Below are 23,236 nucleotides of genomic sequence, written 5' to 3'. Positions count from 1 at the left end.
ATAAGGTATTCAAGACTTAGGTGGCCATGGCGGCGGGGCCCACCCCTTTCCATTCCGAACAGGGAAGTTAAGCCCGCCAGCGCCGATGGTACTGCCACACCAGGTGGGAGAGTAGGTCGCCGCCTTCATTCGAGGGCCCATTCACTTTACGTGAAGGGGCCCTTTTTTTATGGGGTATAATTTTGATTTGAAGTAAATTTGCAGTCTCAGCAATAGATTTCATTATAATTATATCGAGATTGTGGGTTTGTCGAAGGAAGAAAAACTTAATAGTGTTTCTCATGGTATAGGCGCCTTATTGGCCATTATTGGAACTTTTGTATTGTTGAAAGCCAATGAGGCTAAATCTTCTTATGCAACGTTCGCTATCATTGTCTATTCCATCACTCTTATTTCTATGCTTTCGGTATCAAGTGCTTATCACGGTACCGCCAATGTAAGGGTAAAGCATAGGTTGCGTATTCTAGATCATGTAAATATTTATTTTTTGATTGCAGGTACTTATACGCCTGTATCGCTTATCACGCTAATAGAAGGCAAAGGCGTGTCTATTTTCTTTGTTGTTTGGGGAATAGCTTTTCTTGGAACATTTTTTAAAATGTTTTTTACAGGTAGATTTGAATTTATTTCCTTGCTCCTCTATCTTGTTATGGGTTGGTTGATTGTATTTGATTTAGGCAGCATACTTGAACAATTTACCGACTTAGGTATTTGGTTGTTGTTTCTTGGCGGTCTCTTTTATACCTTTGGAATCCTTTTTTACGCTTTTGAAAAAATTCCCTATAACCACTTCGTATGGCATTTGTTCGTTCTGGCTGGCGCAACCAGTCATTGGTTCACTATGCTTTATAGCGTTGTTTAACTAAACCCTTACCAAATTATTTGAATACTCTATTTACCATATGACCTCACTAAGTAAACGATTGCACAAATTTTTTGTTTTTATTCTTATAGTCTTAACTACCTCATGTAAAAAGAATTATGAAGAACCGACAATTTCTTTAGAGGGCTACGAAATTGAAGAGGGTTTTGAATTGAGTGTTATAGCATCAGAACCCTTTCTTGAGGCTCCGGTTCAAATTGATTTTGATTCAAAAGGTCGTATTTGGGTAGCGGAAATGAATGGTTTTATGAGGGATGTTGATGGTACCGGTGAAAACCGACCTACGGGAACCATTAAAATTTTGGAGGACTTGGACCAAGATGGTGTAGTCGATCATTCTAAGATTTTTATTGATAGTCTGGTGATGCCTAGGGCATTGGCTATGGCCTATGGCGGACTTTTGTACGTGGAACCTCCTAATCTGTATTTTGTTGAAATTGACGAAAATGATCAACCTGTAAATAGAGTTTTGGTCGATTCTCTTTACGCGTTGGAAGGAAATCCTGAATATCAGCCCAATGGATTGCGATTGAATATTGACAACTGGTTTTATAACGCGGGTTCTCATTTCAAATATCAAAGAAAGAATGGTGAGTGGATCAAAAAGCCTACCACCTATAGAGGGCAATGGGGGGTAAGTCAAGATAATTTCGGGCGTCTTTATTATAACAACAATTCTACGCAGCTTTTAGGGGATTACATACTTCCTAACAGACTGGTTCGAAATGAATATATGATTCCGAACAAAGGGGTAAACCAAAAATTAACCAAAGACCAAAATGTCTATCCGATACATGCGGCAAGGGTGAATCGTGGATATGTCGATGGGGTGTTGAATAAAGATAGCTTACTTCTAGAAGTAACAGCCGCTTGTGCTCCATTGGTTTATCGCGGTTCTGCCTTTCCAGCAAATTATGATCAAAATGTTTTTGTTTGTATTCCGGAAATAAATGCGATCAAACGGAATATACTTAGCTTCGAGGGTAATAAGGTGGTAGCTAAGCAGGCTTGGAATAATAAAGAATTTCTGGCAAGTACAGATGAAGGGTTCAGGCCTGTAAATTTGTCGGTAGGACCCGATGGTAGTATGTACGTTGTTGATATGCATAGGGGAGTTATTCAACATAATGCATTTCTTAGTCCGTACTTAAAAAAGAAAGCGAAGGAATTCAAGTTAGATACCATTGTGACCTCGGGTCGTATTCTCAAGATTACTTCGAAATTGTCTAAAGTCAGTGAAATCCCTAATCTTGATGAAGCTTCAAGTAGTGAGCTCGTTGCTTTACTAAGCCATGAAAACGGTTATGTAAGGGATCAAGCACAACATCGATTGGTCTATAAGGGTAGTAATGATGTGGTACCCTTGTTAAAAGATTTAGCCAACGACACTCAGAGTCCGATAGCACAAATACATGCGCTGAATACATTAAATGGGCTTGGAGAAGGATTGAGTTTCGAAATTCTATCTGAGATAACTAGAAAGAGCCAACCTGATGTGGTGGCCCATGCCATTGTTTTATTGGAGAATTTTAGGGAGAAAAGCAACATAGATCAGGCACATCAATTATTTGAAGGACTTAGCGAGAAAGCAGATAAAACGATAGATCTTTATCTTGCAAGTACTCTAGGTTACTGGAGCAAAGGGCAACAAAATCAATTTTTGCCATTGTTCAATACTTTACAAAATAGGTATAAAAATAACCCTGTTGTTCAAGAAGCTCTCATGAGCGGAATGGAAGAACTTGAGCCTCAATTTTTGGCTTCGATAGAAGATAATGAGTCCAATGAGGCTTTCGAGGAACTCTGGGAGAAAAATCAAATGCGACAAGCAAAGGACGAAAAAAATCCCATTTATGTACGAAACGGTTCAAGTCAAGATTCTCGTACTAAAGGTGCTAAATTATATAGGCAAATTTGCGCCGCTTGTCACCAAGCGGATGGTACTGGGGCAGAGGGGCTAGCCCCACCGTTGGCGAATTCTGAGCATATATTGCCCTCAGAGAAATTAGGTCTCATTATTTTGCATGGTCTAAGAGGGCCTATCGATGTGAATGGAGTTCATTACGACATCAACCATGCAATGCCAGGGCTGAATTCGAACGAAACACTTTCTGATAAAGACATATCGGCAATTGTTTCATACGTGAGTAATGCCTTCTCAAAATACCCTAAAGGCCTTCGGGAGAAAAAAGTGAAAGAACTTCGGGACGTTACTCCAAAAGAAGATGGAGGATTTACCATTGAAGAACTTGATGAAACACTAAAAACACTAAAGTGATTTTAATATTACAAGGGAGATAAAGAAAGGGCGCTTACTAAGCGCCCTTTTTATTCTTTAGAAATTATTTCTTCTTGCCTATTGGGCTGTCGTCGCATTTCAAATCCCCTAAAACATATTGCATGCCATCCAAAAGAAATTTTAAAAATTCTAGATTGTCCAATGTTTGGGCATTATGTGAAGGAGAAGTGTAAAACACCCTTCCTTTGCCATGTTTTTTAATCCATGCTACATAACTTATGTCATCTTCGGGCTCTTTCTTTAGGCCTTCCAGTTTGGTAACATCGATGTACAGCAAGGGTCTGAAGTTATAATCGGAATAGGCATTCTTGAAAAAGTAAGGCTCATCAACATGTGTAAAGCCGTTTCCTGAAAATGCAGCTACCAAAGGGTGTTTTTCATCCACCTCCATTACATGCATTTCCTGTTGCTTGGGATGGTAGTCAAAACTTCCGCCAGTCATTTGACTGAATTCTTGAGAGTTGTTTTGAACCGTGATGGCGCCATGTAAAATCATAAGTCCGCCTCCTTGAGCAATATAATCCATAAATCCTTTTTCGTACTCTCTTGCCAAAGACTCGATTTTATCATCTGATAGATTAGAGTTTTTTTGAAGTAGGTCCCAGAACAAATCTCTTTTAGGTCCCGCGGGATTACAATTGTTAAAAATAACAGCATCAAACTTTTTTAGATTTTCATTATCGAAACTGTCGATATCATAAGAGTTGGTCACTTCGAAAACTCCTGATTTTTCGCCCAATATCTTCAACATCTCTACATTTTGAGGAGCTGTCCAATGGTAAAAGCCCGTATGCTGCGAAAACACCAGTACTTTTTTGGTTTTCGATTTAACTGTTGGTGTTGAAGGGGCTATTTCCTGAATTTTAGCTATCCATTCTTCGGTAACATCAAAAGAATCCAATCCTTGGGCGATGGTACCCAGAGTCGTGAGAAGTAGTAAAAAGGTCAATTTTGTTTTCATTGTCTATCTTAATTGGTTGTTTTTCTAGAAGATTGTCTAATAATCAGTTGATGCTTTAAAAGAATTTGGTCGGCAGACTCTATATTAATTGAGCCATTGAGGTGACTTAGAATACTTTGACCGGCCAAAACACCCATACGGTACCCAGGATATTCGATGGTTGATAATTCTGGATTAATGACTTCTGACACGGGGTCGTTGTTGAAGCCAATTATTTTTATGTCATCAGGTATTCTATAACCAGCCTTTAAGAGTGCCTTTATGCAATATACGGCAAAAGTGTCGTTGGTAACGAACAGACCGTCGATGGGTTCTGGTGAAGCGGTTATCTTTGCGATTACACTATCAATCTCTCTAGAATTGAACTGGTCAAGAACCAAGAGATTTTCTATTTCGAATAATTTAACTTCATCCAAGGCTTTTTTGTACCCAACATATCTTTGGTAGTAAGCACTTCTGTTCAAGCCATGAGTGATGTGCATTATATTTCTGCACCCTTGGTCAAGCAAGTGCTTTGTAGCGTCATAACCGGCTCTCAGATTGTCGATTATTATGGTGGGGCAGTCGGGAATGTTGATTACACGATCAAAAAATAACAGAGGAATTTTTCGATTGGTAAAAGTATTGAAATGATCATAAGTTTTTGTTTCGTTGGCTAAAGAGACCAAGAGGGCATCTACACCACTTTCAAATAGGGTTTTGGTATTGAATTTTTCTTTTTCTTCCGATTCTAAAGACTGGCTAATAATAAGGTTGTAACCTGCATCATTTGCAATTTTTTCAATTCCAGAGAGCACTGTTGACATAAAGTCTGAATTCAATTTCGGAACGATAACACCGATAGTATTTGATTTTTGGAGACTTAAGTTCGATGCAAACTTATTGATGCGATAACCTGTTTCCTCGGCAGCTAACATCACTTTAGACTTGGTTTTCAAACTGATGGATGGATGGTCATTCAAGCTTCTGCTCACCGTGGCAGGTGACACCCCGAGTCTTTTGGCCAAGTCGTATATAGTTACTTTTTTCTCCAAAATCAGTTATGCAATTTTATGCAACAAAATTAAAGTTTAATGGTATATTTCTTTTATTAATTAAACAATTTACTCTTTTTAGAGTCTTAAATTTATCAAAGGTTTAATTTAATATGATATTTTTTGAAAAAAAACTATGTAACCGATTGCATAATTAGTGAATTTTTCTAGATTTGTGAAAAGTGGTTGCAATATTGATTTTGATTGAATCATGCAATTAAAAACATTGATGAATGACAGGTCTTACAAGCTTCATATCTCATAGCAACAGAACTTTAAGAATTTCCCTAATCGGCCTGCTTCTTACTCTTTGCGTGTCACAGTCTTGCAAGCAAGAATCTCAAGAATTGCAATTAGAGGTAATTATTGATAATGAAAATAGCGCCGAATACGTCGTTTACAACCTTGCAAGGGAAGATAGTGGTAAGATAGATTTTAAAAGACCTGTTTCTGTGCAGCAAGTAATTGGAGACTCTTTGGTCAATGTCGTTTTTCAATTAGACTCATTGGCAGACTTGGTATGGCTTCAGAACAAACAAGTGGGTGGTAAAGCCAAATTGGTCTACAAAATTAAAAATGATGCAACGCCAAAATTGGATTATAAAATTGTAAAAGATGTCGAATCTTCTGGCAACCGAATTCTTTCTTTAAACAATCAGCCAGTGCTACAGTATCGCTATGAAATGACCTATCCGCCAGAAGGGGTCGATTCTCTCTATGCGAAATCCGGATTTGTACATCCGATAATAACTTTAAAGGGTGATACTCTAACTAGAATTCAGGCACCTGACCATTATCACCATTATGGTCTTTGGGGCCCGTGGACCCATACCCAAATAGATGGTGAACGTGTCGATTTTTGGAATTTACGCGAAGGCATGGGTACCGTTCTTTTCAAAGATTTCAAAAGTAAGGTGTCAGGGCCGGTTTTTAGCTCGTTCACCGCAGTACAAGAGCATATTGATCTAAAGACTAAAGACAGCCCGCAGTTGGCATTAGAGGAAGATTTGACCATTCGTTTATGGAACCTGCAACGTGCCGACAGGTATATGTTCGATTATATCACTAATTTTAGTACGCCATTAAAAAATGGTATTTTGTTTGAAGCCTACAGATATGGTGGAGGGTTGGGCCTACGGTTTCATGAGCGGTGGAAAGCTGATAATTGTACAGTTTTGACCTCAGAGGGTAAAGACAGGTCATCAGCTGATGGAAGCAATGCCAGATGGTGTATCGTAAGTGGAGAATCTTCTGATGGAAAGAGTACCAACGGTATTTTATTTTTGAGCCATCCTGAAAATAGAAAACACCCTGAACCAATGCGAGTATGGCCTCTAGACGCTAATGGGGGTAGGGGAGATATGTTTTTTGAGTTTTGCCCAATACGTCATGACGAATGGAAAATTGAACCCAATAATACCTACAATCTTCGCTATCGAATGGTGGTTTTCGATGGTACGCTAAGTGCTGCCGAAGCGGAGAATTATTGGCGGGCCTTTGCGAATCAACCAGAAATCATAGTAACCAAGAATTAAAACATAAAAGATGCAGCGTAGAAAATTTATTAACAGAACAGCCTTGGGCAGTGCCGCAATGGTAGGTTTTCCGTCTATCGTTCCCGCAAGCGTTCTAGGTAAAGATGCCCCTAGTAATAAAATCAATATCGGTCAAATAGGTTGCGGAAGAATTGCCCGCGGACATGACATACATGATACCATCAGATTTGATCAGACCAAATACATAGCTGTTTGTGATGTAGATACAAAACGTGCTGATGATGCTAAGGTGTTGGTTGACTCCTTCTACAAAGAAAAAACCGGCAAGCAAAAATACAACGATACGAAGGTCTATGAAGATTATCGTGAGATGTTATTGAATAAGGATATTGATGCCGTAGTGATCAGTACACCTGACCATTGGCATTCTCAGCCTGCCATGGAAGCTGCCTATGCAGGTAAAGATATCTACCTTCAAAAACCTACCTCGCTTACTGTAAAAGAAGGTCAACAATTGAGGGAAGCCGTTAAAAAAACGGGAGTAATTCTTCAAGTAGGTACCCAGCAAAGGGCCATGCCCCAATTTAGGGTGGCCGCCGAATTGGTACGTAATGGCCGTATTGGTAAGGTTCACACTGTTAAAATAGGGTTGCCAGGTGATCCGGCCGGTCCTGAAGCCCCTGAAATGCCTGTACCATCCAATTTAAATTTTGATATGTGGCTGGGCTCTACCCCCGAAGTGCCCTACACAGAAATTGGCGTACATCCGCAGGAAGGTTACGGTAGGCCGGGCTGGCTTAGAATAAGAAATTATGGTGCGGGAATGATTACGGGTTGGGGCCAGCACCATTACGATTCGGCTGCTTGGGGTATGAATACCGAGCTTACCGGTCCGAAATCGGTTGAGGCATTGGCCGAATTTCCAAAGTCAGGATTATGGAATGTACACGGAGATTTCTTTGTAAAGCACGAATATGACAATGGTATGACCGTATATACGAGCGGTGGTTACACTAACGGTATACAATATATTGGCGATGACGGGTGGATTTTCGTTTCACGGGGTGATTACCAAGCTTCTGCTTCAGACCCGGTAGACAAAGAGAAAAGTGCCAAGGCTTTGAATGCATCTGATCCTAAAATTTTGGAATCCGTTATCGGTGAAAACGAAATTCATTTGGAAAAAATCGATGACCAACACGGTAATTGGTTGGATTGTATTAAAACAAGAAAGCAGCCGATATCAGATATTGAGAAGGGTCATAAAGCCTGCGTCATTTGTTTGATCAGTGATATAGCCATGCAGTTTGACCGCAAATTGGAGTGGGACCCAGAGAAGGAACAATTTATAAATGATGATGAGGCAAACACCCTACTTCATAGAGAACAAAGAAAACCCTACGGAACCGATTATGTAAAAGCATGATTGCTGAATAAATTGCTCAGAAACACCTCCCGTTAAAAAGGAGGTGTTTTATTTAGCCGTAAATTTGAAACTAAGTACCAAAGCCCAATAAACTAAAACCCTAATGAAATATTTTCTAATGCTCTTCTGTACTGTTTTGATGTTTTCCTGTGCAGAAGAAAAAAAGAGTTCAAATACTGCAAAAGAAGAAATGTCACAGAAAGTTAAATTAATGACATTAGACCCAGGCCATTTTCATGCTGCATTGGTCCACAAAAAAATGTATCCGCAAGTAGACTCCACTATTTATCTATTTGCCCCTAAAGGTCCTGAGGTTGAAGATTTTCTAAGCAAGATTGAATCATATAATACTAGGGATGAGGCCCCTACCGATTGGACGGTTCAGAGTAAGTTCAGTGATGATTACTTAAATCAAATGTTGGCAGATAAATCTGGTAATGTGATGATTGTTGCCGGAAAAAATTCCAAAAAAATAGACTATATACTTGCCGCGGTAAAGGCCGGTCTTAATGTCTATGCAGATAAGCCATTGGTCATCAACCCAGAAGGTTTTGAGAAATTAAAAGAGGCTTTTAAAGTGGCCCAAGAGAACAATGTTCTTATCTATGATATCATGACCGAGCGTTTTGAATCGACCACCATGATGCAGAAACTGTTGTCTACCTTGCCCGAAGTATTCGGCGAATTAGAAGACGGAACCGCAGAAGAACCTGCCATCAGCAAAGAAAGTGTGCACCATTTTTTTAAATATGTAAGCGGTCAACCTTTAGTTCGTCCGGCATGGTTTTTTGATGTGAACGAAGAAGGTGAGGGTATTGTAGACGTTACAACACATTTGGTCGATTTGGTGCAATGGGAGGCTTTTCCTGAAGAAATTATCGACACGGCACAAATTGATATGGTCAAGGCACGTAGATGGCCAACATTACTGTCGCCTGATGAGTTCAATACGGTAACTGGTCTAACCGAATTTCCCGATTATTTAGATAAAGATATTAAGGATGGTGAATTGAATGTCTTTGCAAACGGAGAGATGGTATACAAAATCAATGGTAAGTATGCCAAAGTATCTGTTATCTGGAATTACCAAGCACCAGAAGGCACTGCCGATACTCATTACAGTATTATGAGGGGCACTAAAAGTGACCTGATTATTAAACAGGGTCAAGAAGAAAACTTCAAACCAGTACTTTACATTTTACCAAAAGAGAAAGAAGGTTTTGAAGAAAGTTTGAATGAGGCCATCTCAGGCGCAGTTGCCGAACAATTTTCAGGAACTACTATTGAAGAATTGAACGACGGGTCTTTTCGAGTGAATATACCTGATGAATTTAAAATCGGACACGAGGCCCATTTTGGTCAGGTAACCGAAAACTTCCTTAAATATTTGGGGGAGGGTCAATTGCCTAACTGGGAAGTGCCTAACATGATCTCGAAATACTATACGACTATAGAAGCTTACAAAATAACGCAGGAGTAGGTCATTAGCCCTTGAGTATATCTCTGAACTCCAGAAAAAATTCTTCAAAGGTACTCATCGATTCGTTTAAAAACACCATGGTTTCTTGCCAGGTGTTTTTATTGTGGATCGATACCCCTGATTTTTCAATGAATATGCGCGAAACCTCCTTTCCGTTATCCAGTAAGTAAAAATCTTCGTATTGAGCACCAGCGAAATAATCGTCAGAGGTAAGTATCGATTTCAATGATTCCAATTTTTCCCAAAGTTGTAATCTGCGGTCTAGGTCGTCGGTTTCAATATCCAAGATGACCATTGCTTTTTTTACATCAAAATGAAATTTGAAAGCTAAGCCTTTTATTTTGGTATTATACAATATCCATTTACGGGGAAATGATTTTCCGAAGGCAATCCAAAATTCTTCACGTAACTTTTTTGATTCTTCCCTGCTGAACATTTAGATAAAATAGGCGAATAAAATTCCTAATATAATAACTAAAATCTTTCTTAAGTTAAAGCTGTGGCCCTCGGAGCTTTCAAAAAGTATAACGGTAGAAATGTGCAAGAAAACCCCTATGACCAATGAAGTGATCGGTGCATAGTAAGCCTCTACCCATTGCGCGTGCCCTGCCAGATAGCTACCGAGCGGTGTCATTAGTGAAAATATCGTTATAAACAAAAGCGCTTTTGCAAAAGCTATTTTAGAATTTAAGAAGAAGATACTCAAAATAATAGCGATGGGTATCTTATGTACCAATACACCGTAAAGAATGGTGTGATGATGTTCGATCGGAAAACCTTCTAAAAAAGAGTGAATGCACAAACTAATGAAAATAGGCCACGGAAAACCCGATTTATCATGTTCTATGTGTACATGACCATGTTCGGCTCCTTTCGAAAAGAATTCCAAAAAAATCTGCAATAGAATACCCAACATAACGAATACCCCAACTGTTTTGGCATCAGCGCTTTCATATACCGAAGGAAAGAGCTCAAAAATGGTCAAAGCCAAGAGAAAGGCACCACTGAAGGCGAGAATGAGCTTAAAATGACTTTTATTGTCGGGCTTTGTAACGTATACAAGGCAGAAGCTGAGCAATACGGCCAGTATGGGTAGTGAATAAGTCATGAGATGTAACGAAGGCTCAAATAGTTTGGTAAAAAATCGTTTGTCGAGTAAAAGGCAGCTTACTTACGAAACCTAACGAATTGACCGCAATTCTTATATTTTGGGGCAAAATTAACCTATTTTTGCCACTTTCAGATGAAATTTTATGAGCGCAAATTTTAAGATGGTGGCCAAGACCCTTTTTGGTCTTGAGGAGATATTGGCAAATGAAATTCGCAGTATTGGCGGAGGAAATATTGAGCAAGGTGTTCGAAGTGTTTCTTTTGAAGGCGATACAGGTTTTATGTATAAGGCGAATCTATGCCTTAGAACGGCAATTAAGATTATTAAGCCCATTCAGTCGTTTTCAGTGCGAAGTGAAAAGGAACTTTATCAAAAAGTGTATGCGATGGATTGGGAAGAATACCTTTCGGTCGACACTACTTTTACCATAGATTCAACCATTAACTCAGATCATTTCACCAATTCTTTATATGTGTCTCAAAAGGTGAAGGATGCCATTGTTGATAAATTCAGGGATTCTAGCGGTAAAAGACCAAGTGTTGATACCAAATTTCCTGATGTGCGAATCAATATTCACATTCATCAAAACGAATGTAGTGTAGCTTTGGACAGTTCGGGAAGGTCGTTGCACCAAAGAGGTTACCGAACGGCTACCAATATAGCCCCTATAAACGAAGTATTGGCGGCTGGCCTGCTTCTGTTGAGTGGATGGAAAGGCCAATGCGATTTTTTAGATCCCATGTGCGGTAGTGGTACTTTTTTGACGGAGGCCGCCATGATTGCCTGTAACATACCTGCCAACATCAATAGAAAAGAATTTGCGTTTGAAAAATGGAACGATTTTGATGAGCCTCTTTTTGAGAAAATAGTGGACGTTTGTTTGGGTAAGACCCGAGAATTTCATCATAAAATAGTGGGGTACGACAAAGCGCCTTCAGCTGTAAGAAAATCGTTGGACAATATTAAAAATGCCAACCTATCGGAATATATTCATGTAGAACGCAAGAATTTCTTTGATACAGAGAAATATAATGAAGGGCCCTTGCATATGGTTTTTAACCCTCCGTATGGTGAACGTCTAAGTCTTGATATGGAAGATTTTTACTCATCGTTAGGCGATACCTTAAAACAGAGTTACCCAGGTACAGAAGCCTGGTTCATTACTTCAAACTTAGAGGCCCTCAAATATGTAGGTTTAAGGCCGTCAAGAAAAATCAAGGTTTATAATAGCCGATTAGAATCGCGGTTGGTGAAATACGTTATGTACGAGGGAAGCAAAAAAGCAAAATTTCAGAATACCTAGCCACCTACTACTTTTGCTCTTCTGGGATGTTTGGTTCTGGCTGCGGGGCTGGTACGGTTTCTTTTGATGCGGTTTTGGCCTTTTTGTAGAGCGGAATCAAATAACTGATAGAATAATTGTAACCCACCCCAAACCTGCTGCCATCGGTAACCTTGTTAAACCCAGGAATAAATAAGTTTCTAAAATTTTCAGGGTTTTTATTGGTCACTAAAAACCCTAAGCGGGCGCTGGCCCCGAAATAAAGGTTTTTGACTATTTCGGCCTTAATACCCACTACAAATTCTAACCACGATGCATTAAGGCCGCTGAATTCGCCTAATTGTTCGGTGCCGGGGGTAAAATCATCAGGACTCCAATACCTATCTGTATTGAAAATTTTATAGTTATTCAGGGTTTGGCTAAAAGTACTGAAGGCATAGCGACCTCCTACGTATATCATATTTTGTTCGCCGTACCAATTACCGTAGGTATTGTAATCGATACCTAGTTTAATATAGCTTCCAGAAGCAGTAAAATTGTAGAGTTCGCCATCAACGCTCTTCTCATCAATGCCCAGTCGTACTCCAATCGATTTTTTTTCGTTACCCAGTTCGCCCGCCAAGTACAGGTCTTGGGTCAAACGATAGTCTCCAACAAATTCTAAACCGGTGTAATTGTCCTCAAGAAAGGAAATCAAAGGTCTGCTCAAATCGATACCTACCCGAATACCGTAAGGTTGTTTATAGGTAACGGTATCTTTTTTATTTAAGTTAATGGGGCTGTTTTGCCCATAGACCGAAACCGCGAACAATATAAAAAGGCTGCTAATGAAAAATCTTGACATGGGCCGAAGCAGTGTTTTCTATGTTAGGGGTAACTATTGTAAAATCTTGTACCCAAAGACTGTCAGCAGGTTCTTGGGTGCTGATTTCAAGGCCTTGGTAAGTAACTGTATAACCACAGGCCCTTGATTGATAAATTTCCTGTACTTCGTAATTAAAAGTAAGGGTGTCTACATTGATATCATCTATAGAAAGCTGTCTGCTCATGGTAAATGAGGTACTTGTCGCATCGACCCTTAAGGGCAATACGATGGAATCAAGAGCCGCATTATCTAAAGTGTCTTGCTCCCCTTCGGGAAGCAAACCGCGAACAATCAAATTTTGAACATCTTTGAATTCAGTGGTGTCGAGTACATCATAAAACCGAATGACCAGATTCGGAGTGTCGGCATCGATACAGATATCGTCTTTTTCACATGCGGAGAAGGAAAGAATACCTAGAAAAATTATAATTACAATTTTAAGCTTGTTCATGTAGCTATATCTTTTCCAAAAGTACGACATTTTCAACGTGGTGCGTTTGCGGAAACATATCAACGGGTTGAACCTTCACCACCTTATAGGTTTCTTTCATGAGCTCCAAATCTCTGGCTTGTGTGGCACTGTTGCAACTTACATACACTACTTTTTTCGGAGCAATGTTCAAGATTTGTTGAACCACATCTTTGTGCATACCGTCCCTCGGGGGGTCGGTAATAATAACATCGGGTATGCCATTCTCTGAAATAAAGGCCTCATTGAAGACATTCTTCATATCTCCCACAAAAAAGGAAACGTTCTCTATTTCATTTCTTTTGGCATTGGCCTTTGCATCGGCAATGGCTTCTAATACCGATTCGATACCCACCACCTTCTTGGCTGTTTTGGCAACGAACTGAGCAATGGTTCCTGTACCGGTATAAAGGTCATACACCAGTTCATCTCCCTTTAGGGCAGCAAAATCTCTAGTCACCTTGTACAGTTCGTAAGCTTGTTCAGAATTGGTCTGGTAAAAAGATTTGGCGGTTATTTTAAATTGAAGACCTTCCATCTCTTCAAAAATATGATCGCGACCAGCAAAACAAATGACCTCTTGGTCGTAAATGGTGTCGTTCTGCTTTTGATTGACCACGTAAAGCAATGAAGTTATTTCAGGAAACTGATTCTCTAAAAAACTTAGAAGTAAGTTTCTGGCCGTTTCATCATCTTCATAAAACTGAATAAGTAACATTAACTCGCCCGTCGAAGCGGTTCGTATCATCATGGTTCTGAGCAGCCCGTACTGATTTCTTGGGTTGAAAAAGCTCAAATTGTTTTCTATAGCAAAGTTACGGGTCGCCAGACGGATTGCATTTGAAGGGTCTTGCTGAAGATGACACTTCTTGATATCTAAAATTTTATCCCACATACCGGGAATGTGAAAGCCCAAGGCATGCTTATCCTTTATTTCTTCATCAGAATTGATTTCATCTAGGGTCAACCATCTACTATCCGAAAAGGAAAATTCCATTTTATTTCTGTAGAAATACCTCTTTTTAGAACCTAAAATAGGAGTAGTGGCAGGTAAGTCTAAATGCCCGATTCGTCTTAGGTTGTTTTCTACTTCTTTCTGTTTGTAAAAAAGCTGATGCTCATAGCCCATATCTTGCCATTTACACCCGCCGCAAACCCCGAAATGTTGGCATTCGGGTGTTGTTCGCTTGTCTGATAATTCATGAAAATGGGTGGCTACACCCTCGAAGTAGGCTTTTCTCTTCTTGGTGGTCTGAACATCTACAATATCGCCCGGTACGGTATTGGTCAAAAAAATGACCCTTCCGTCGGGTGCTTTACCGATGGTTTTACCTTTGGCACCTGCATCGACCACTTCTACATTTTCGAAAACCTGTCGCTTTCTATTTTTTCGCATGGCGCAAAAATAGGATGTTTGAATAAATTCACAGAAGCGTTTAAGACTTTATTAGGCCAATTGCTGGTTAAGTATGGCCAATATTACGGTAGGCTAGAGGAGGTCTATCATTTTATCGATCGATAGAGTCGTTTTATACCCAAATCTCAGGGCAGCATCATTCAAATTTAGTAATTTAGCGGCTCTACGAATTGGATGATTTCTCTCCCATAAGCAGGAATTGCTAAAGTTTTATTTAAAGTAATTTTATCATGTCAGTTTTAGAAAAAATGACTTCTAAAGATGCAATTGCATTGGAAGATAGGTATGGAGCACATAACTACCATCCACTTCCGGTAGTTTTGAGTAAAGGTGAAGGAGTATTTGTTTGGGATGTTGAAGGAAAAAGATACTACGATTTTCTTTCGGCCTACTCAGCTGTCAATCAAGGGCATTGTCACCCTAAGATTGTAGGTGCCATGACACAACAGGCACAGACCCTTACCCTAACATCTCGTGCTTTTTATAATGATATGCTGGGTAAGTATGAGAAGTACGTAACCGAAACTTTTGGGTTTGATAAGCTATTACCCATGAACACAGGTGCCGAAGCTGTTGAAACCGCCCTTAAAATCTGCAGAAAGTGGGCTTATGAGGAAAAAGGTATAGAAGAAAACGAGGCGAAAATTATCGTGTGCGAGAATAATTTTCATGGTCGTACAACCACTATCATATCATTTTCAAACGACCCTGTAGCCCGTAAAAATTTTGGGCCCTATACCCAAGGTTTCATAAAAATTGAATACGATAGCCTGAAAGCACTTGAAGATACCTTAAAAGAAAATGATGATATCGCCGGTTTTCTAGTAGAGCCTATTCAAGGGGAGGCAGGGGTGTATGTGCCATCAGAGGGTTATTTGACCAAGGCGAAGGCTTTGTGTGATAAGTACAATGTTCTTTTTATTGCTGATGAGGTACAGACAGGTATTGCAAGAACCGGTAAAATGTTGGCGGTCGACCACGAAAATGTGAAACCTGATATTTTAATTCTCGGCAAGGCCTTATCGGGTGGTGCATACCCAGTTTCGGCAGTTCTGGCCGATGACCATATAATGGGCGTTATTCGACCAGGTAACCACGGTAGCACCTTTGGTGGTAACCCTGTGGCTGCAGCTGTAGGAATGGCGGCTTTGAAAGTCGTGAAAGATGAAAAACTAGCTGAAAACGCCATGAGATTAGGAGAATTGTTTAGAAAGGAATTGACCAATTTTATACCTGAGTGCGAATTGGTGACCAAGGTTCGTGGCAAAGGACTTCTAAATGCGATTTTAATTAATGATACTGAAGATAGTTCTACTGCTTGGGACATTTGTATGGCCCTGAAAGAAAATGGTTTGCTGGCCAAACCGACCCATGGGAATATTATTCGTTTCGCACCTCCCTTAGTGATGAATGAAGAACAGTTGATGGAATGCGTTTCCATTATCATATCTACATTAAAGGATTTCAGAAAGTAACCGACAATTAATATATGGAAAAAGGCCCGAAACATTGCTTCGGGCCTTTTTAGTTGATAAAATGTTAGTTTCCTACATATTTTGTCCGCTAAGGGCGGCCATTACAATAGCTGCTATTGCGCCAAAATAAAGAATGCCAATCACTAAATATATGGCTGCTATTGCCAGACCGATATAAGATAGGGTCTTACCGGTTTTTGCATTTTCTATACCTGTATACTCGCCTGAGCTCCGTTCAAAAACTCTTTCGGCAGTTTTGGCATTCGAAAGGCCTATAAAACTGAATATGGCACCGAATGGTCCGCAACAAATTAAGGTCAGTACAATAGATAATATTCCAAAAGTGAGCGCATTGCTTGAGCCGGGTAACTGTTGTTGATTCATTCCATTTTAGTTTTGCTCAACACCCCACTGTTCCATTATTTGTTTGGTCTGCTCCAAATAAGCTTCCCAACCTCCCATTTGCATGATGGAAAAAACGGTCCATATCAATGAAAGAACACCCAATACCAATCCGATGATTGCAACAATTTTTGCCGTCTTCAGCTGACTGAAATTTGAATAATTTTCCGGTTGTACTTTATAAAGCTTTTCATCCTTCGAAGTTAAGAATAGGGCTATTCCAGAGAGAATGATACCTCCAATACCTGCACTGAAACAGCAGCATAAAAAAGATACAATACCGAGAACTAGGGCAATCGTTACGTTAGGTAATTTCTGTTGGTCCATAAAAAAAGGTTTAGTTAGATGAACTTTAAAATATAGTTGCCGAGAATCATTACGATACTGGCAGCTGTAAAGAATACAATAATTTTGTTGCTGATCTTTAAATTTGAAAAACTGCTCAATGATAAAAAAATGAATAAAGGCACTATGGCGTAGATGGCAGGGTACATTTTAAAAGCCGTAACAAAATCTCCGCTGAACAAAGCAAGTAACGACCTTTGCATACCGCATCCTGGGCAATCAACCCCAAAAATCCTCTTGGTCAGGCACGGCAGCATGTAATCTTCTATGGCAAGAAAAAAATGTGTAAGCTGTATTTTCAACTTTCAAAAATTGGTTGAGGAAAATTACCATTATTTTTGTGGATATAAAATAAAACATGTCCGTTTTTAAGATTGGAAATAAGGTAGAGACCATTGATGATGTCATATCGGGGATAGTGGTCAAAGTGGGCGATAATGAAGTTTCAATAGAAACGGATGAGGGCTTTGAACTCAGTTTTCAGCCAAACGAACTTGTAAAAATAGGGGATGGGGAGATTCGGGTGACTAACCACGAAGCTCATTTGGTAAAATCTGAAAAAGAAATACCAAAACGAAGGCGACGGCCTGCACCCAAACCAAAAGAAAGAAATGCGCCGAAAATGGAGGTCGATTTGCATATCAACCAATTGGTGCCATCCACCCGAGGAATGACTAATTACGACATGTTGAACATTCAGATAGAAACCGCTAAAAGGCGGCTAGAGTTTGCCATGCAAAAGCGCATTCAAAAAATAGTCTTTATTCACGGGGTTGGTGAAGGAGTGCTTAAAGAAGAACTCTATTCTTTGTTCAGAAGGTACGAGAATGTGAACTATTACGATGCCGATTACCAAAAATATGGTTTAGGTGCCACTGAGGTTTATATTTACCAAAATCACTAATTGCCAAAAGTAGTATAACTACCCATTTCAACGCTATTGATTATAGGCAGCTGTACGTCATTTGCGTCTTCTCCGGTACCTCTTAATGTTAGAATAAGACTGTCAATGATAAAATTGTGGGTATAGGTGATGTTACCACTTTCATCGGGCTCTCCTTCAAGAGTCTCTATCTTTAATGTGCCGTACGTAGAATCGTAATACCAATTTTGAATATCCTCGGCCAATTCGATATCGGTACAGACCATATCGCTTGAAGAGAAAGTATTGGTTACCACATATTTTAGAAGACCGGTTGAAACATCTATTTTTCTAGGAAATTCTTCTTGGGTTGCCATATTGGCAAGTGAATCGAAAGGTACATCTAAAGCAATCAACTCATCATTGATCACCTTTACCAATCGGATGGTCGAATCTGTTGGGTTTTCTAGGCATTCAGTGTAGTTGTCAATTTCACTATAGTTTGAAAAGGGTTCTTCTAGTCTTGCGCTATTGGCCGTACTAGTAGTAAAAGTACCGTACTCAAAAGTTGAGGTGTCGGTGATACTTTCATTTTGGTCGTTAGTGAGAGCCAAACCTGTTATTGAAATGGTATGGCCATAATTCTTAACATCTTTGGTTACGGATCGTACTTTGGTTTCAATATTTAGGGTGCCTCCAGTGGCCGTATTCTCTTCCATAACCATCGGTTCTAACGGAGGAACCACATCACAGAAATAGTCCTGGGTAACATCATCGGTAAAGAGACGGTAAATTAATTCTGAGGCGGAAGGGATGGCACTTGAGATAGTGCCGGGCTCTGAAGTTTCATTAGCCAATAGGCCGCCGGCAAGGTTTAAGATCAAAGCTTCATCTTGGTCAATTTTGAAGAAAAAGGTGGTTTCGGTCGCATCGTCTTCGTCGCCACAGGTGGTTATGCTAACCGAATCAAAATCAACTTGTTCAATCTGTAAGTCTCCGTCGTCACAAGCAAAAAAAACGGTTAACAGGCACAAAAGCAAGGTTTTCTTCATGCGCCAAATTTAAGGGAATTTAAGTACAAGTTTAAGTGCAATTAGGGAGAAATTAACTTTAATTACTCTAATTTTGACCCCTCATTTGTGAAAAGGATTTCAAGAACACGCAATGGAAAAAGTGTATTTAGATAATGCCGCCACTACACAGGTAAGGGAAAATGTAATTGAAAAGATGCAAGAGGCCCTTGCCAAATTTTATGGCAACCCTTCATCGACCCATAGTTTCGGTCGGTCGGCTAAAACGGCAATAGAAAGTGCCAGAAAGACGATTGCCAAAGAGCTAAATGCACATCCTTCCGAAATCATTTTCACCTCAGGTGGTACCGAAGCCGATAATATGATTCTCAGGTGTGCTGTGCGTGATTTAGGCGTGCAAACTATCATCACATCTAAGGTTGAACATCACGCAGTCTTACATACTGCTGAAGATTTGGCGAAAGAAAAGAATGTGAAATTGCACTTTGTAGCTATAGATTCGGATGGTAACCCAGATTTAAGTCATCTCAAAGAGCTATTAATGGCAGATGATACTAAGAAGCTGGTCAGTTTAATGCATGTGAACAACGAAATCGGAAATATCATAGATATTGATAGTGTCTGTCAACTTTGTCATCGACATGATGCCTATTTTCACTCCGATACCGTTCAAAGTATCGGTCATTATCCTTGGGATATAAAGAAAACACCTGTTGATTTCATGACCGCGGCCGCCCATAAATTTCACGGACCTAAAGGAGTCGGTTTTGCTTATATCAAAAGAAATTCGGGCTTGAAACCTTTTATTTCAGGAGGCTCGCAGGAAAGAGGCTTTCGCGCCGGCACCGAATCATTCCATAACATTGTGGGTCTCGAACAGGCTTTTGTTACAGCTTATGAGAATTTAGAAGAAGAGATGGCTTATGTGAAGGAACTAAAGACTCACTTTATTCAAGAATTGAAGACGAAAATTCCAAAAGTGGAATTTAATGGCCATTCAGCTGATATGACCAAGAGTACCTACACATTGGTCAATGTTCGCTTGCCCATTGAACCTCAGAAAGCCTTGATGTTGCTCTTTCATTTAGACATTAAGGGTATTGCCTGTTCTAAAGGTAGCGCATGCCAATCGGGAAGTGAAACCGCATCGCACGTACTTGAAGAAATTTTGGGAAAGGAAGATTTAAAAAAGCCTTCGATTCGGTTCTCTTTTTCAAAATATAACACCAAGCAAGAGCTCGACTATACAGTAGATGTTCTTAAAAGTTTCGTAGAGGATTAATTTGCGGGAAGACTTAATTGTCTTTTTTTCGGTCTTTACGCTTTTCGCGGTCGTAAGGAAATTTACGGGCGGCTAACTTCATCATACGGTCGATGAGGTCGTTGGTGTTTTTTCCTGATTTTTTATTGATTTCCTTTTCGTATTTCCAGAGAAGTTTGCCTGTAGTACCGTCGCTAACCTTTACGCCGATACGCCCGTAGTTGGCACTTCCCGAAAAATAATCCATAAAGTTGAAATCAGTAGAAACGCCATTTGACAGCAGAACATTCAAATCGATATTTCCGCTAATAATACCATCGACCCCCAAAATTTCACTGAGTTCTTTGATGGTATATACATCGATATTACTAAAATTGATATTGTGTTGGGCCAAAATGGCATTTGTATTCTTAATGTTCTGAAAGTCTACCGAAAATTTTTTCTTCTGTTTTCGTTTTGAAAAATAGGTCTCTAGCGCGTTTTGCACCGCATAACCTTCTTTTTCTTCGAGATTTTTCATCTCTTCTTTCGATATGTTATCGTCAAGATCAAGTTCGGTAATAAAAGGTATAATGGCCAATTCTTCGTGCTCTGAACTCAGTTCGTCGAATCGGTTGCTCTCGTAGATGTTCTTTTGGGCAAATACAATAGTTGAACAGAAAATTATGCCTAGAAACAGTATGTTTTTCATTTTCTTTTTTGGTTAAAACCGCATGCGTATTCTAAGGTTCAAAATACGACTTGTCATAAAATTGGGTATGGCGTACTGGTTTTTACTTTCTACATCTCTAACCCAAGTGTTTGTAATCGAGTTTTGGTTGTTGAACATATTATAGAGTTCTAAACCGGCGCTCAATTCTTTAAAGTGCCCTCTCCAGTAATTTTTGGGATGCATCTTTTTTCCACCCGCAAAAATATATGAAATTCCTAAATCAGCCCGTTTATACGTTCTTAATCTATTTTGGTATTCGTAGGGGTCAACATAGTTGGGCGAGCCACCGGGTAGCCCTGTGTTGTAAACCAAATTAAGGTACATTCTGAAATCGGGAAACTGCGGCACATAGTCTTGGAAAAGCACCCCCAACTTAACGCGTTGGTCGGTCGGTCGCGCAATATAGCCACGATTGTTCCAGTTTTCTTCCGTTTTTAAAAGCCCAAGACTCACCCACGATTCTGTACCAGGTACAAAAGCGCCGTTCAACCTAAGGTCCAATCCGTAAGCATAGGCAGAAGCGATATTGGCGGCCACATATCGTATTCTTACATCGTTCAACGTATACGGGTTGACATTTTCGAGGTTTTTATAATACACCTCACTCGTTAAATTAAAGGGTCTTGACCAAAGGTTAAACGAGTATTCATTGGCCAAAACAATCTGTTCTGAACGTTGCGCATCGATTTGGGGCCGCAAATTGCCAGAGGCGTCACGTAATTCCCTATAAAAAGGAGGTTGGTGGTAAAGCCCGCCACTAAGTCGGAACAACATGTCAATATTCCATTGGGGTTTAAAGGCTAACTGGGCTCTCGGACTGATAACCACATGCGATTGACTCGACAGTTCTTGTGATGAGATATTCCAATAATGCGAACGAACACCCAAATTGTAATAGATATGACCAACATTTTTTGTTATTCTATTACTGAACTGTAGAAACCCTGAAATGCGATTGGTATAGGTGTAGTTTCTTGCGTTGATATACGAATAAGCCACTAGAGGGGCCTCGAACGGAACATTGGGTTCATTGTTTTGAAATTCCGGTAATGGGGGTCTGACGGAATAGCCAAGGGAGTCTAAAAATTCAGATTCCCTGATCTGATCTCGAATATCTTCATGGGTGTATTTAACGCCCCATTCCCATTTTTTATGGTCAACAGAACGGCTTCCTTGGTGCTCAAGGTTAACAATAAGGGCATCTAAATCATTACGGGCCCTTCTGAACTGACTTCCCAAACCTTGTTGGGCACTCGCCCCGCTGTTCATTTCAGACTCAAGTGGCGACAGACGATAAGTGGCGATGACATCGCTGTATTCTTCTTCAGTGGTATGATAAATTGATGAAATTAAGTTAAGAGTAGTTTTTTCGTCAGGAAAATAATTTGCTTTTAATGCGCCTAGGACCGTTTGATATCTATTATTCTCATTACCCTCATAAAAAACGATCAGAGTGCGAGGTTCTGAAAGGGTGCCAAAATTGGTCTGTCTAGATAGAGGTTCGTTTCGATAATCGTTAATTGATAAGTTGCCTAAAAAATTTAGATGAAATTTTTCGGAGAAACGATACGTGTCGAAAGTCTGAAAATCGATAAACCTTGGTCTAAAGTTGGCCGTTGTATTTGTACTGTTGACCAATAGACTATTGTTTCTATAGCGTATACCACTGACACTACCGAAGTTCTTGTCATTTGAAATTGTTTCTAAAGTGGCCGCGGCACCCAAAAAACTTAAATCTATAGTAGTTGCAAATGACGAAGGCTTTTTATACCTGATGTCTAGAACAGATGATAATTTATCACCGTATTTAGCTTGAAACCCGCCTGATGAAAACTCAACGCTTTGCACCATGTCGCTATTTACAAAACTGAGTCCTTCTTGTTGGGCCGATCGAATTAAAAATGGCCGATAGACTTCAATACCATTGATATAAACCAAGTTCTCATCAAAGTTTCCGCCTCGTACGTTGTATTGGGTACTCAATTCATTGTTGGAAGTTACGCCGGGCAATAACTTGATGATGTTTTCAACCCCTGCATTCGCTCCCGGAATATTTCTGATTACCTCATTGGAAATGGTTTTTATGCCTTTGGTCTCCCTTTCGCCTGAAGGACTCACGGTTACCTCGGCAATCTGGGTAATTTCTTGTTCTAAAATGGGGTTGAAAAAATAGGTTTCATTGGTGGTAAGAATTAGGTTTTTTAATAGCACATCCTTAAAGCCAAGAAAGGAAATAGTTATGTCAACCGGTGTTTCCGAAGGAACCTGAATAGAGTAGAAGCCTGACTCGTCAGAAATGGTCCCGTTATTTGCAATAGTGATGGTGGCATTGCTGATGGGTTGGTTATGTGAATCAAAAATGACACCTGTTACAGTTGCTGTTTGGGCATTACCTGGCATGACAATGAATGCCACTAAAATTATC

At 39.8% G+C, this 23,236-nt stretch carries 22 protein-coding genes and 1 rRNA gene; 10 read left to right on the top strand and 13 right to left on the bottom strand.

Features of this window, described 5'->3' with window-relative positions; all coding sequences use genetic code 11:
* Positions 1 to 16 precede the first annotated feature (16 nt).
* The 3 genes from rrf to IL356_RS18475 all read left to right on the top strand — a co-directional run bounded on the left by rrf (position 17) and on the right by IL356_RS18475 (position 3,161).
* Positions 17 to 128: ribosomal RNA gene (gene rrf, locus IL356_RS18485) — 5S ribosomal RNA — on the top strand.
* Positions 129 to 241: 113 nt separating this feature from the next.
* Positions 242 to 862, top strand: coding sequence for a PAQR family membrane homeostasis protein TrhA (gene trhA / locus IL356_RS18480; RefSeq protein WP_317125480.1), 621 nt, complete (start codon positions 242 to 244; stop codon positions 860 to 862).
* Between the two features lie 40 nt (positions 863 to 902).
* On the top strand, positions 903 to 3,161 hold the full coding sequence (locus tag IL356_RS18475) for a DUF7133 domain-containing protein (protein WP_225621554.1): 2,259 nt from the start codon (positions 903 to 905) through the stop codon (positions 3,159 to 3,161).
* 64 nt (positions 3,162 to 3,225) lie between these two features.
* Here the strand turns inward: IL356_RS18475 and IL356_RS18470 are convergent, their stop codons facing one another.
* A complete protein-coding gene (locus IL356_RS18470; protein ID WP_121849571.1) occupies positions 3,226 to 4,143 on the bottom strand; it encodes a ThuA domain-containing protein in 918 nt (305 codons plus the stop codon).
* An 8-nt stretch (positions 4,144 to 4,151) separates the two neighbouring features.
* Positions 4,152 to 5,177, bottom strand: coding sequence for a LacI family DNA-binding transcriptional regulator (locus tag IL356_RS18465; protein WP_121849570.1), 1,026 nt, complete (start codon positions 5,175 to 5,177; stop codon positions 4,152 to 4,154).
* A gap of 233 nt (positions 5,178 to 5,410) precedes the next feature.
* Between IL356_RS18465 and IL356_RS18460 the strand changes: the two genes are divergently transcribed.
* From IL356_RS18460 to IL356_RS18450, 3 genes are all read left to right on the top strand, one after another.
* Positions 5,411 to 6,712, top strand: coding sequence for a DUF6807 domain-containing protein (locus IL356_RS18460; protein WP_121849569.1), 1,302 nt, complete (start codon positions 5,411 to 5,413; stop codon positions 6,710 to 6,712).
* Positions 6,713 to 6,722: 10 nt separating this feature from the next.
* Positions 6,723 to 8,099, top strand: coding sequence for a Gfo/Idh/MocA family protein (locus IL356_RS18455; protein WP_121849568.1), 1,377 nt, complete (start codon positions 6,723 to 6,725; stop codon positions 8,097 to 8,099).
* A gap of 103 nt (positions 8,100 to 8,202) precedes the next feature.
* Positions 8,203 to 9,579 carry a putative oxidoreductase C-terminal domain-containing protein gene (locus IL356_RS18450; RefSeq protein ID WP_121849567.1) on the top strand — a complete coding sequence of 459 codons (1,377 nt, stop codon included), beginning with the start codon at positions 8,203 to 8,205 and terminating at the stop codon, positions 9,577 to 9,579.
* Positions 9,580 to 9,583: 4 nt separating this feature from the next.
* Here the strand turns inward: IL356_RS18450 and IL356_RS18445 are convergent, their stop codons facing one another.
* Positions 9,584 to 10,015 (bottom strand): DUF4268 domain-containing protein, encoded by a 432-nt coding sequence (locus tag IL356_RS18445; RefSeq protein WP_121849566.1) that lies wholly within the window; start codon positions 10,013 to 10,015, stop codon positions 9,584 to 9,586.
* Positions 10,016 to 10,687, bottom strand: a complete 672-nt coding sequence (locus tag IL356_RS18440) for a ZIP family metal transporter (RefSeq protein WP_121849565.1) — start codon at positions 10,685 to 10,687, stop codon at positions 10,016 to 10,018.
* Positions 10,688 to 10,832: 145 nt separating this feature from the next.
* Here IL356_RS18440 and IL356_RS18435 point away from each other — a divergent pair, with 145 nt between their 5' ends.
* Positions 10,833 to 11,993 carry a THUMP domain-containing class I SAM-dependent RNA methyltransferase gene (locus tag IL356_RS18435; RefSeq protein WP_121849564.1) on the top strand — a complete coding sequence of 387 codons (1,161 nt, stop codon included), beginning with the start codon at positions 10,833 to 10,835 and terminating at the stop codon, positions 11,991 to 11,993.
* Between the two features lie 7 nt (positions 11,994 to 12,000).
* On the opposite strand, the gene IL356_RS18430 is transcribed toward IL356_RS18435, so the two are convergent.
* From IL356_RS18430 to rlmD, 3 genes are read right to left on the bottom strand one after another with little or no spacing between them, the layout of a single operon-like run.
* Positions 12,001 to 12,816 (bottom strand): DUF6048 family protein, encoded by an 816-nt coding sequence (locus IL356_RS18430; RefSeq protein ID WP_121849563.1) that lies wholly within the window; start codon positions 12,814 to 12,816, stop codon positions 12,001 to 12,003.
* On the bottom strand, positions 12,797 to 13,288 hold the full coding sequence (locus tag IL356_RS18425) for a DUF6452 family protein (protein ID WP_121849562.1): 492 nt from the start codon (positions 13,286 to 13,288) through the stop codon (positions 12,797 to 12,799). The genes IL356_RS18430 and IL356_RS18425 overlap by 20 nt, the downstream gene beginning before the upstream one ends.
* Positions 13,289 to 13,292: 4 nt before the next feature.
* The gene (gene rlmD / locus IL356_RS18420) at positions 13,293 to 14,702 is read right to left on the bottom strand and encodes a 23S rRNA (uracil(1939)-C(5))-methyltransferase RlmD (RefSeq protein WP_121849561.1); all 1,410 of its coding nucleotides are present in this window, start codon (positions 14,700 to 14,702) and stop codon (positions 13,293 to 13,295) included.
* Between the two features lie 251 nt (positions 14,703 to 14,953).
* Between rlmD and rocD the strand changes: the two genes are divergently transcribed.
* A complete protein-coding gene (gene rocD, locus IL356_RS18415; protein WP_121849560.1) occupies positions 14,954 to 16,198 on the top strand; it encodes an ornithine--oxo-acid transaminase in 1,245 nt (414 codons plus the stop codon).
* A gap of 72 nt (positions 16,199 to 16,270) precedes the next feature.
* On the opposite strand, the gene IL356_RS18410 is transcribed toward rocD, so the two are convergent.
* The 3 genes from IL356_RS18410 to IL356_RS18400 are packed head-to-tail and all read right to left on the bottom strand — an operon-like array spanning position 16,271 to position 17,247.
* Positions 16,271 to 16,582 (bottom strand): CCC motif membrane protein, encoded by a 312-nt coding sequence (locus IL356_RS18410; RefSeq protein ID WP_121849559.1) that lies wholly within the window; start codon positions 16,580 to 16,582, stop codon positions 16,271 to 16,273.
* A 6-nt stretch (positions 16,583 to 16,588) separates the two neighbouring features.
* Positions 16,589 to 16,927, bottom strand: coding sequence for a CCC motif membrane protein (locus IL356_RS18405; RefSeq protein ID WP_121849558.1), 339 nt, complete (start codon positions 16,925 to 16,927; stop codon positions 16,589 to 16,591).
* A 14-nt stretch (positions 16,928 to 16,941) separates the two neighbouring features.
* A complete protein-coding gene (locus IL356_RS18400; RefSeq protein ID WP_225621553.1) occupies positions 16,942 to 17,247 on the bottom strand; it encodes a DUF2752 domain-containing protein in 306 nt (101 codons plus the stop codon).
* Between the two features lie 56 nt (positions 17,248 to 17,303).
* Between IL356_RS18400 and IL356_RS18395 the strand changes: the two genes are divergently transcribed.
* Positions 17,304 to 17,849, top strand: a complete 546-nt coding sequence (locus IL356_RS18395) for a Smr/MutS family protein (RefSeq protein ID WP_121849557.1) — start codon at positions 17,304 to 17,306, stop codon at positions 17,847 to 17,849.
* Here the strand turns inward: IL356_RS18395 and IL356_RS18390 are convergent.
* Positions 17,846 to 18,859: a hypothetical protein gene (locus tag IL356_RS18390; protein ID WP_192466574.1), complete on the bottom strand. Its 1,014-nt coding sequence runs from the start codon at positions 18,857 to 18,859 to the stop codon at positions 17,846 to 17,848. The two genes, IL356_RS18395 and IL356_RS18390, sit on opposite strands and share 4 nt — an antisense overlap.
* Before the next feature lie 112 nt (positions 18,860 to 18,971).
* On the opposite strand from IL356_RS18390, the gene IL356_RS18385 reads away from it, so the two are divergent.
* Complete coding sequence (locus IL356_RS18385) at positions 18,972 to 20,120, top strand: cysteine desulfurase family protein (protein WP_121849556.1); 1,149 nt, start codon at positions 18,972 to 18,974, stop codon at positions 20,118 to 20,120.
* 13 nt (positions 20,121 to 20,133) lie between these two features.
* Here the strand turns inward: IL356_RS18385 and IL356_RS18380 are convergent, their stop codons facing one another.
* Both IL356_RS18380 and IL356_RS18375 read right to left on the bottom strand, forming a co-directional pair.
* The gene (locus IL356_RS18380) at positions 20,134 to 20,790 is read right to left on the bottom strand and encodes a hypothetical protein (protein ID WP_121849555.1); all 657 of its coding nucleotides are present in this window, start codon (positions 20,788 to 20,790) and stop codon (positions 20,134 to 20,136) included.
* 12 nt (positions 20,791 to 20,802) lie between these two features.
* Positions 20,803 to 23,211: a TonB-dependent receptor gene (locus IL356_RS18375; protein WP_121849554.1), complete on the bottom strand. Its 2,409-nt coding sequence runs from the start codon at positions 23,209 to 23,211 to the stop codon at positions 20,803 to 20,805.
* Positions 23,212 to 23,236 lie beyond the last annotated feature (25 nt).

It is taken from the genome of Euzebyella marina (genome assembly GCF_014855515.1).
In the GTDB taxonomy this organism is placed as follows: Bacteria; Bacteroidota; Bacteroidia; order Flavobacteriales; family Flavobacteriaceae; genus Euzebyella; species Euzebyella marina.
The sequence above is the reverse complement of the archived record's forward strand: the minus strand, read 5'-3'. Positions and strand labels throughout refer to the sequence as shown.

Excerpts from the sequence above, each read along its gene's own strand:
- IL356_RS18405 (WP_121849558.1), bottom strand. The coding sequence starts at position 16,927 with ATGGACCAACAGAAATTACCTAACGTAACGATTGCCCTAGTTCTCGGT.
- IL356_RS18385 (WP_121849556.1), top strand. The coding sequence starts at position 18,972 with ATGGAAAAAGTGTATTTAGATAATGCCGCCACTACACAGGTAAGGGAA.
- IL356_RS18375 (WP_121849554.1), bottom strand. The coding sequence starts at position 23,211 with ATGCCAGGTAATGCCCAAACAGCAACTGTAACAGGTGTCATTTTTGAT.
- IL356_RS18380 (WP_121849555.1), bottom strand. The coding sequence starts at position 20,790 with ATGAAAAACATACTGTTTCTAGGCATAATTTTCTGTTCAACTATTGTA.
- IL356_RS18410 (WP_121849559.1), bottom strand. The coding sequence starts at position 16,582 with ATGAATCAACAACAGTTACCCGGCTCAAGCAATGCGCTCACTTTTGGA.
- IL356_RS18425 (WP_121849562.1), bottom strand. The coding sequence starts at position 13,288 with ATGAACAAGCTTAAAATTGTAATTATAATTTTTCTAGGTATTCTTTCC.
- IL356_RS18450 (WP_121849567.1), top strand. The coding sequence starts at position 8,203 with ATGAAATATTTTCTAATGCTCTTCTGTACTGTTTTGATGTTTTCCTGT.
- IL356_RS18455 (WP_121849568.1), top strand. The coding sequence starts at position 6,723 with ATGCAGCGTAGAAAATTTATTAACAGAACAGCCTTGGGCAGTGCCGCA.
- IL356_RS18475 (WP_225621554.1), top strand. The coding sequence starts at position 903 with ATGACCTCACTAAGTAAACGATTGCACAAATTTTTTGTTTTTATTCTT.
- IL356_RS18440 (WP_121849565.1), bottom strand. The coding sequence starts at position 10,687 with ATGACTTATTCACTACCCATACTGGCCGTATTGCTCAGCTTCTGCCTT.
- rocD (WP_121849560.1), top strand. The coding sequence starts at position 14,954 with ATGTCAGTTTTAGAAAAAATGACTTCTAAAGATGCAATTGCATTGGAA.
- IL356_RS18430 (WP_121849563.1), bottom strand. The coding sequence starts at position 12,816 with ATGTCAAGATTTTTCATTAGCAGCCTTTTTATATTGTTCGCGGTTTCG.
- IL356_RS18460 (WP_121849569.1), top strand. The coding sequence starts at position 5,411 with ATGACAGGTCTTACAAGCTTCATATCTCATAGCAACAGAACTTTAAGA.
- rlmD (WP_121849561.1), bottom strand. The coding sequence starts at position 14,702 with ATGCGAAAAAATAGAAAGCGACAGGTTTTCGAAAATGTAGAAGTGGTC.
- IL356_RS18395 (WP_121849557.1), top strand. The coding sequence starts at position 17,304 with ATGTCCGTTTTTAAGATTGGAAATAAGGTAGAGACCATTGATGATGTC.
- IL356_RS18445 (WP_121849566.1), bottom strand. The coding sequence starts at position 10,015 with ATGTTCAGCAGGGAAGAATCAAAAAAGTTACGTGAAGAATTTTGGATT.
- IL356_RS18470 (WP_121849571.1), bottom strand. The coding sequence starts at position 4,143 with ATGAAAACAAAATTGACCTTTTTACTACTTCTCACGACTCTGGGTACC.
- IL356_RS18435 (WP_121849564.1), top strand. The coding sequence starts at position 10,833 with ATGAGCGCAAATTTTAAGATGGTGGCCAAGACCCTTTTTGGTCTTGAG.
- IL356_RS18390 (WP_192466574.1), bottom strand. The coding sequence starts at position 18,859 with ATGAAGAAAACCTTGCTTTTGTGCCTGTTAACCGTTTTTTTTGCTTGT.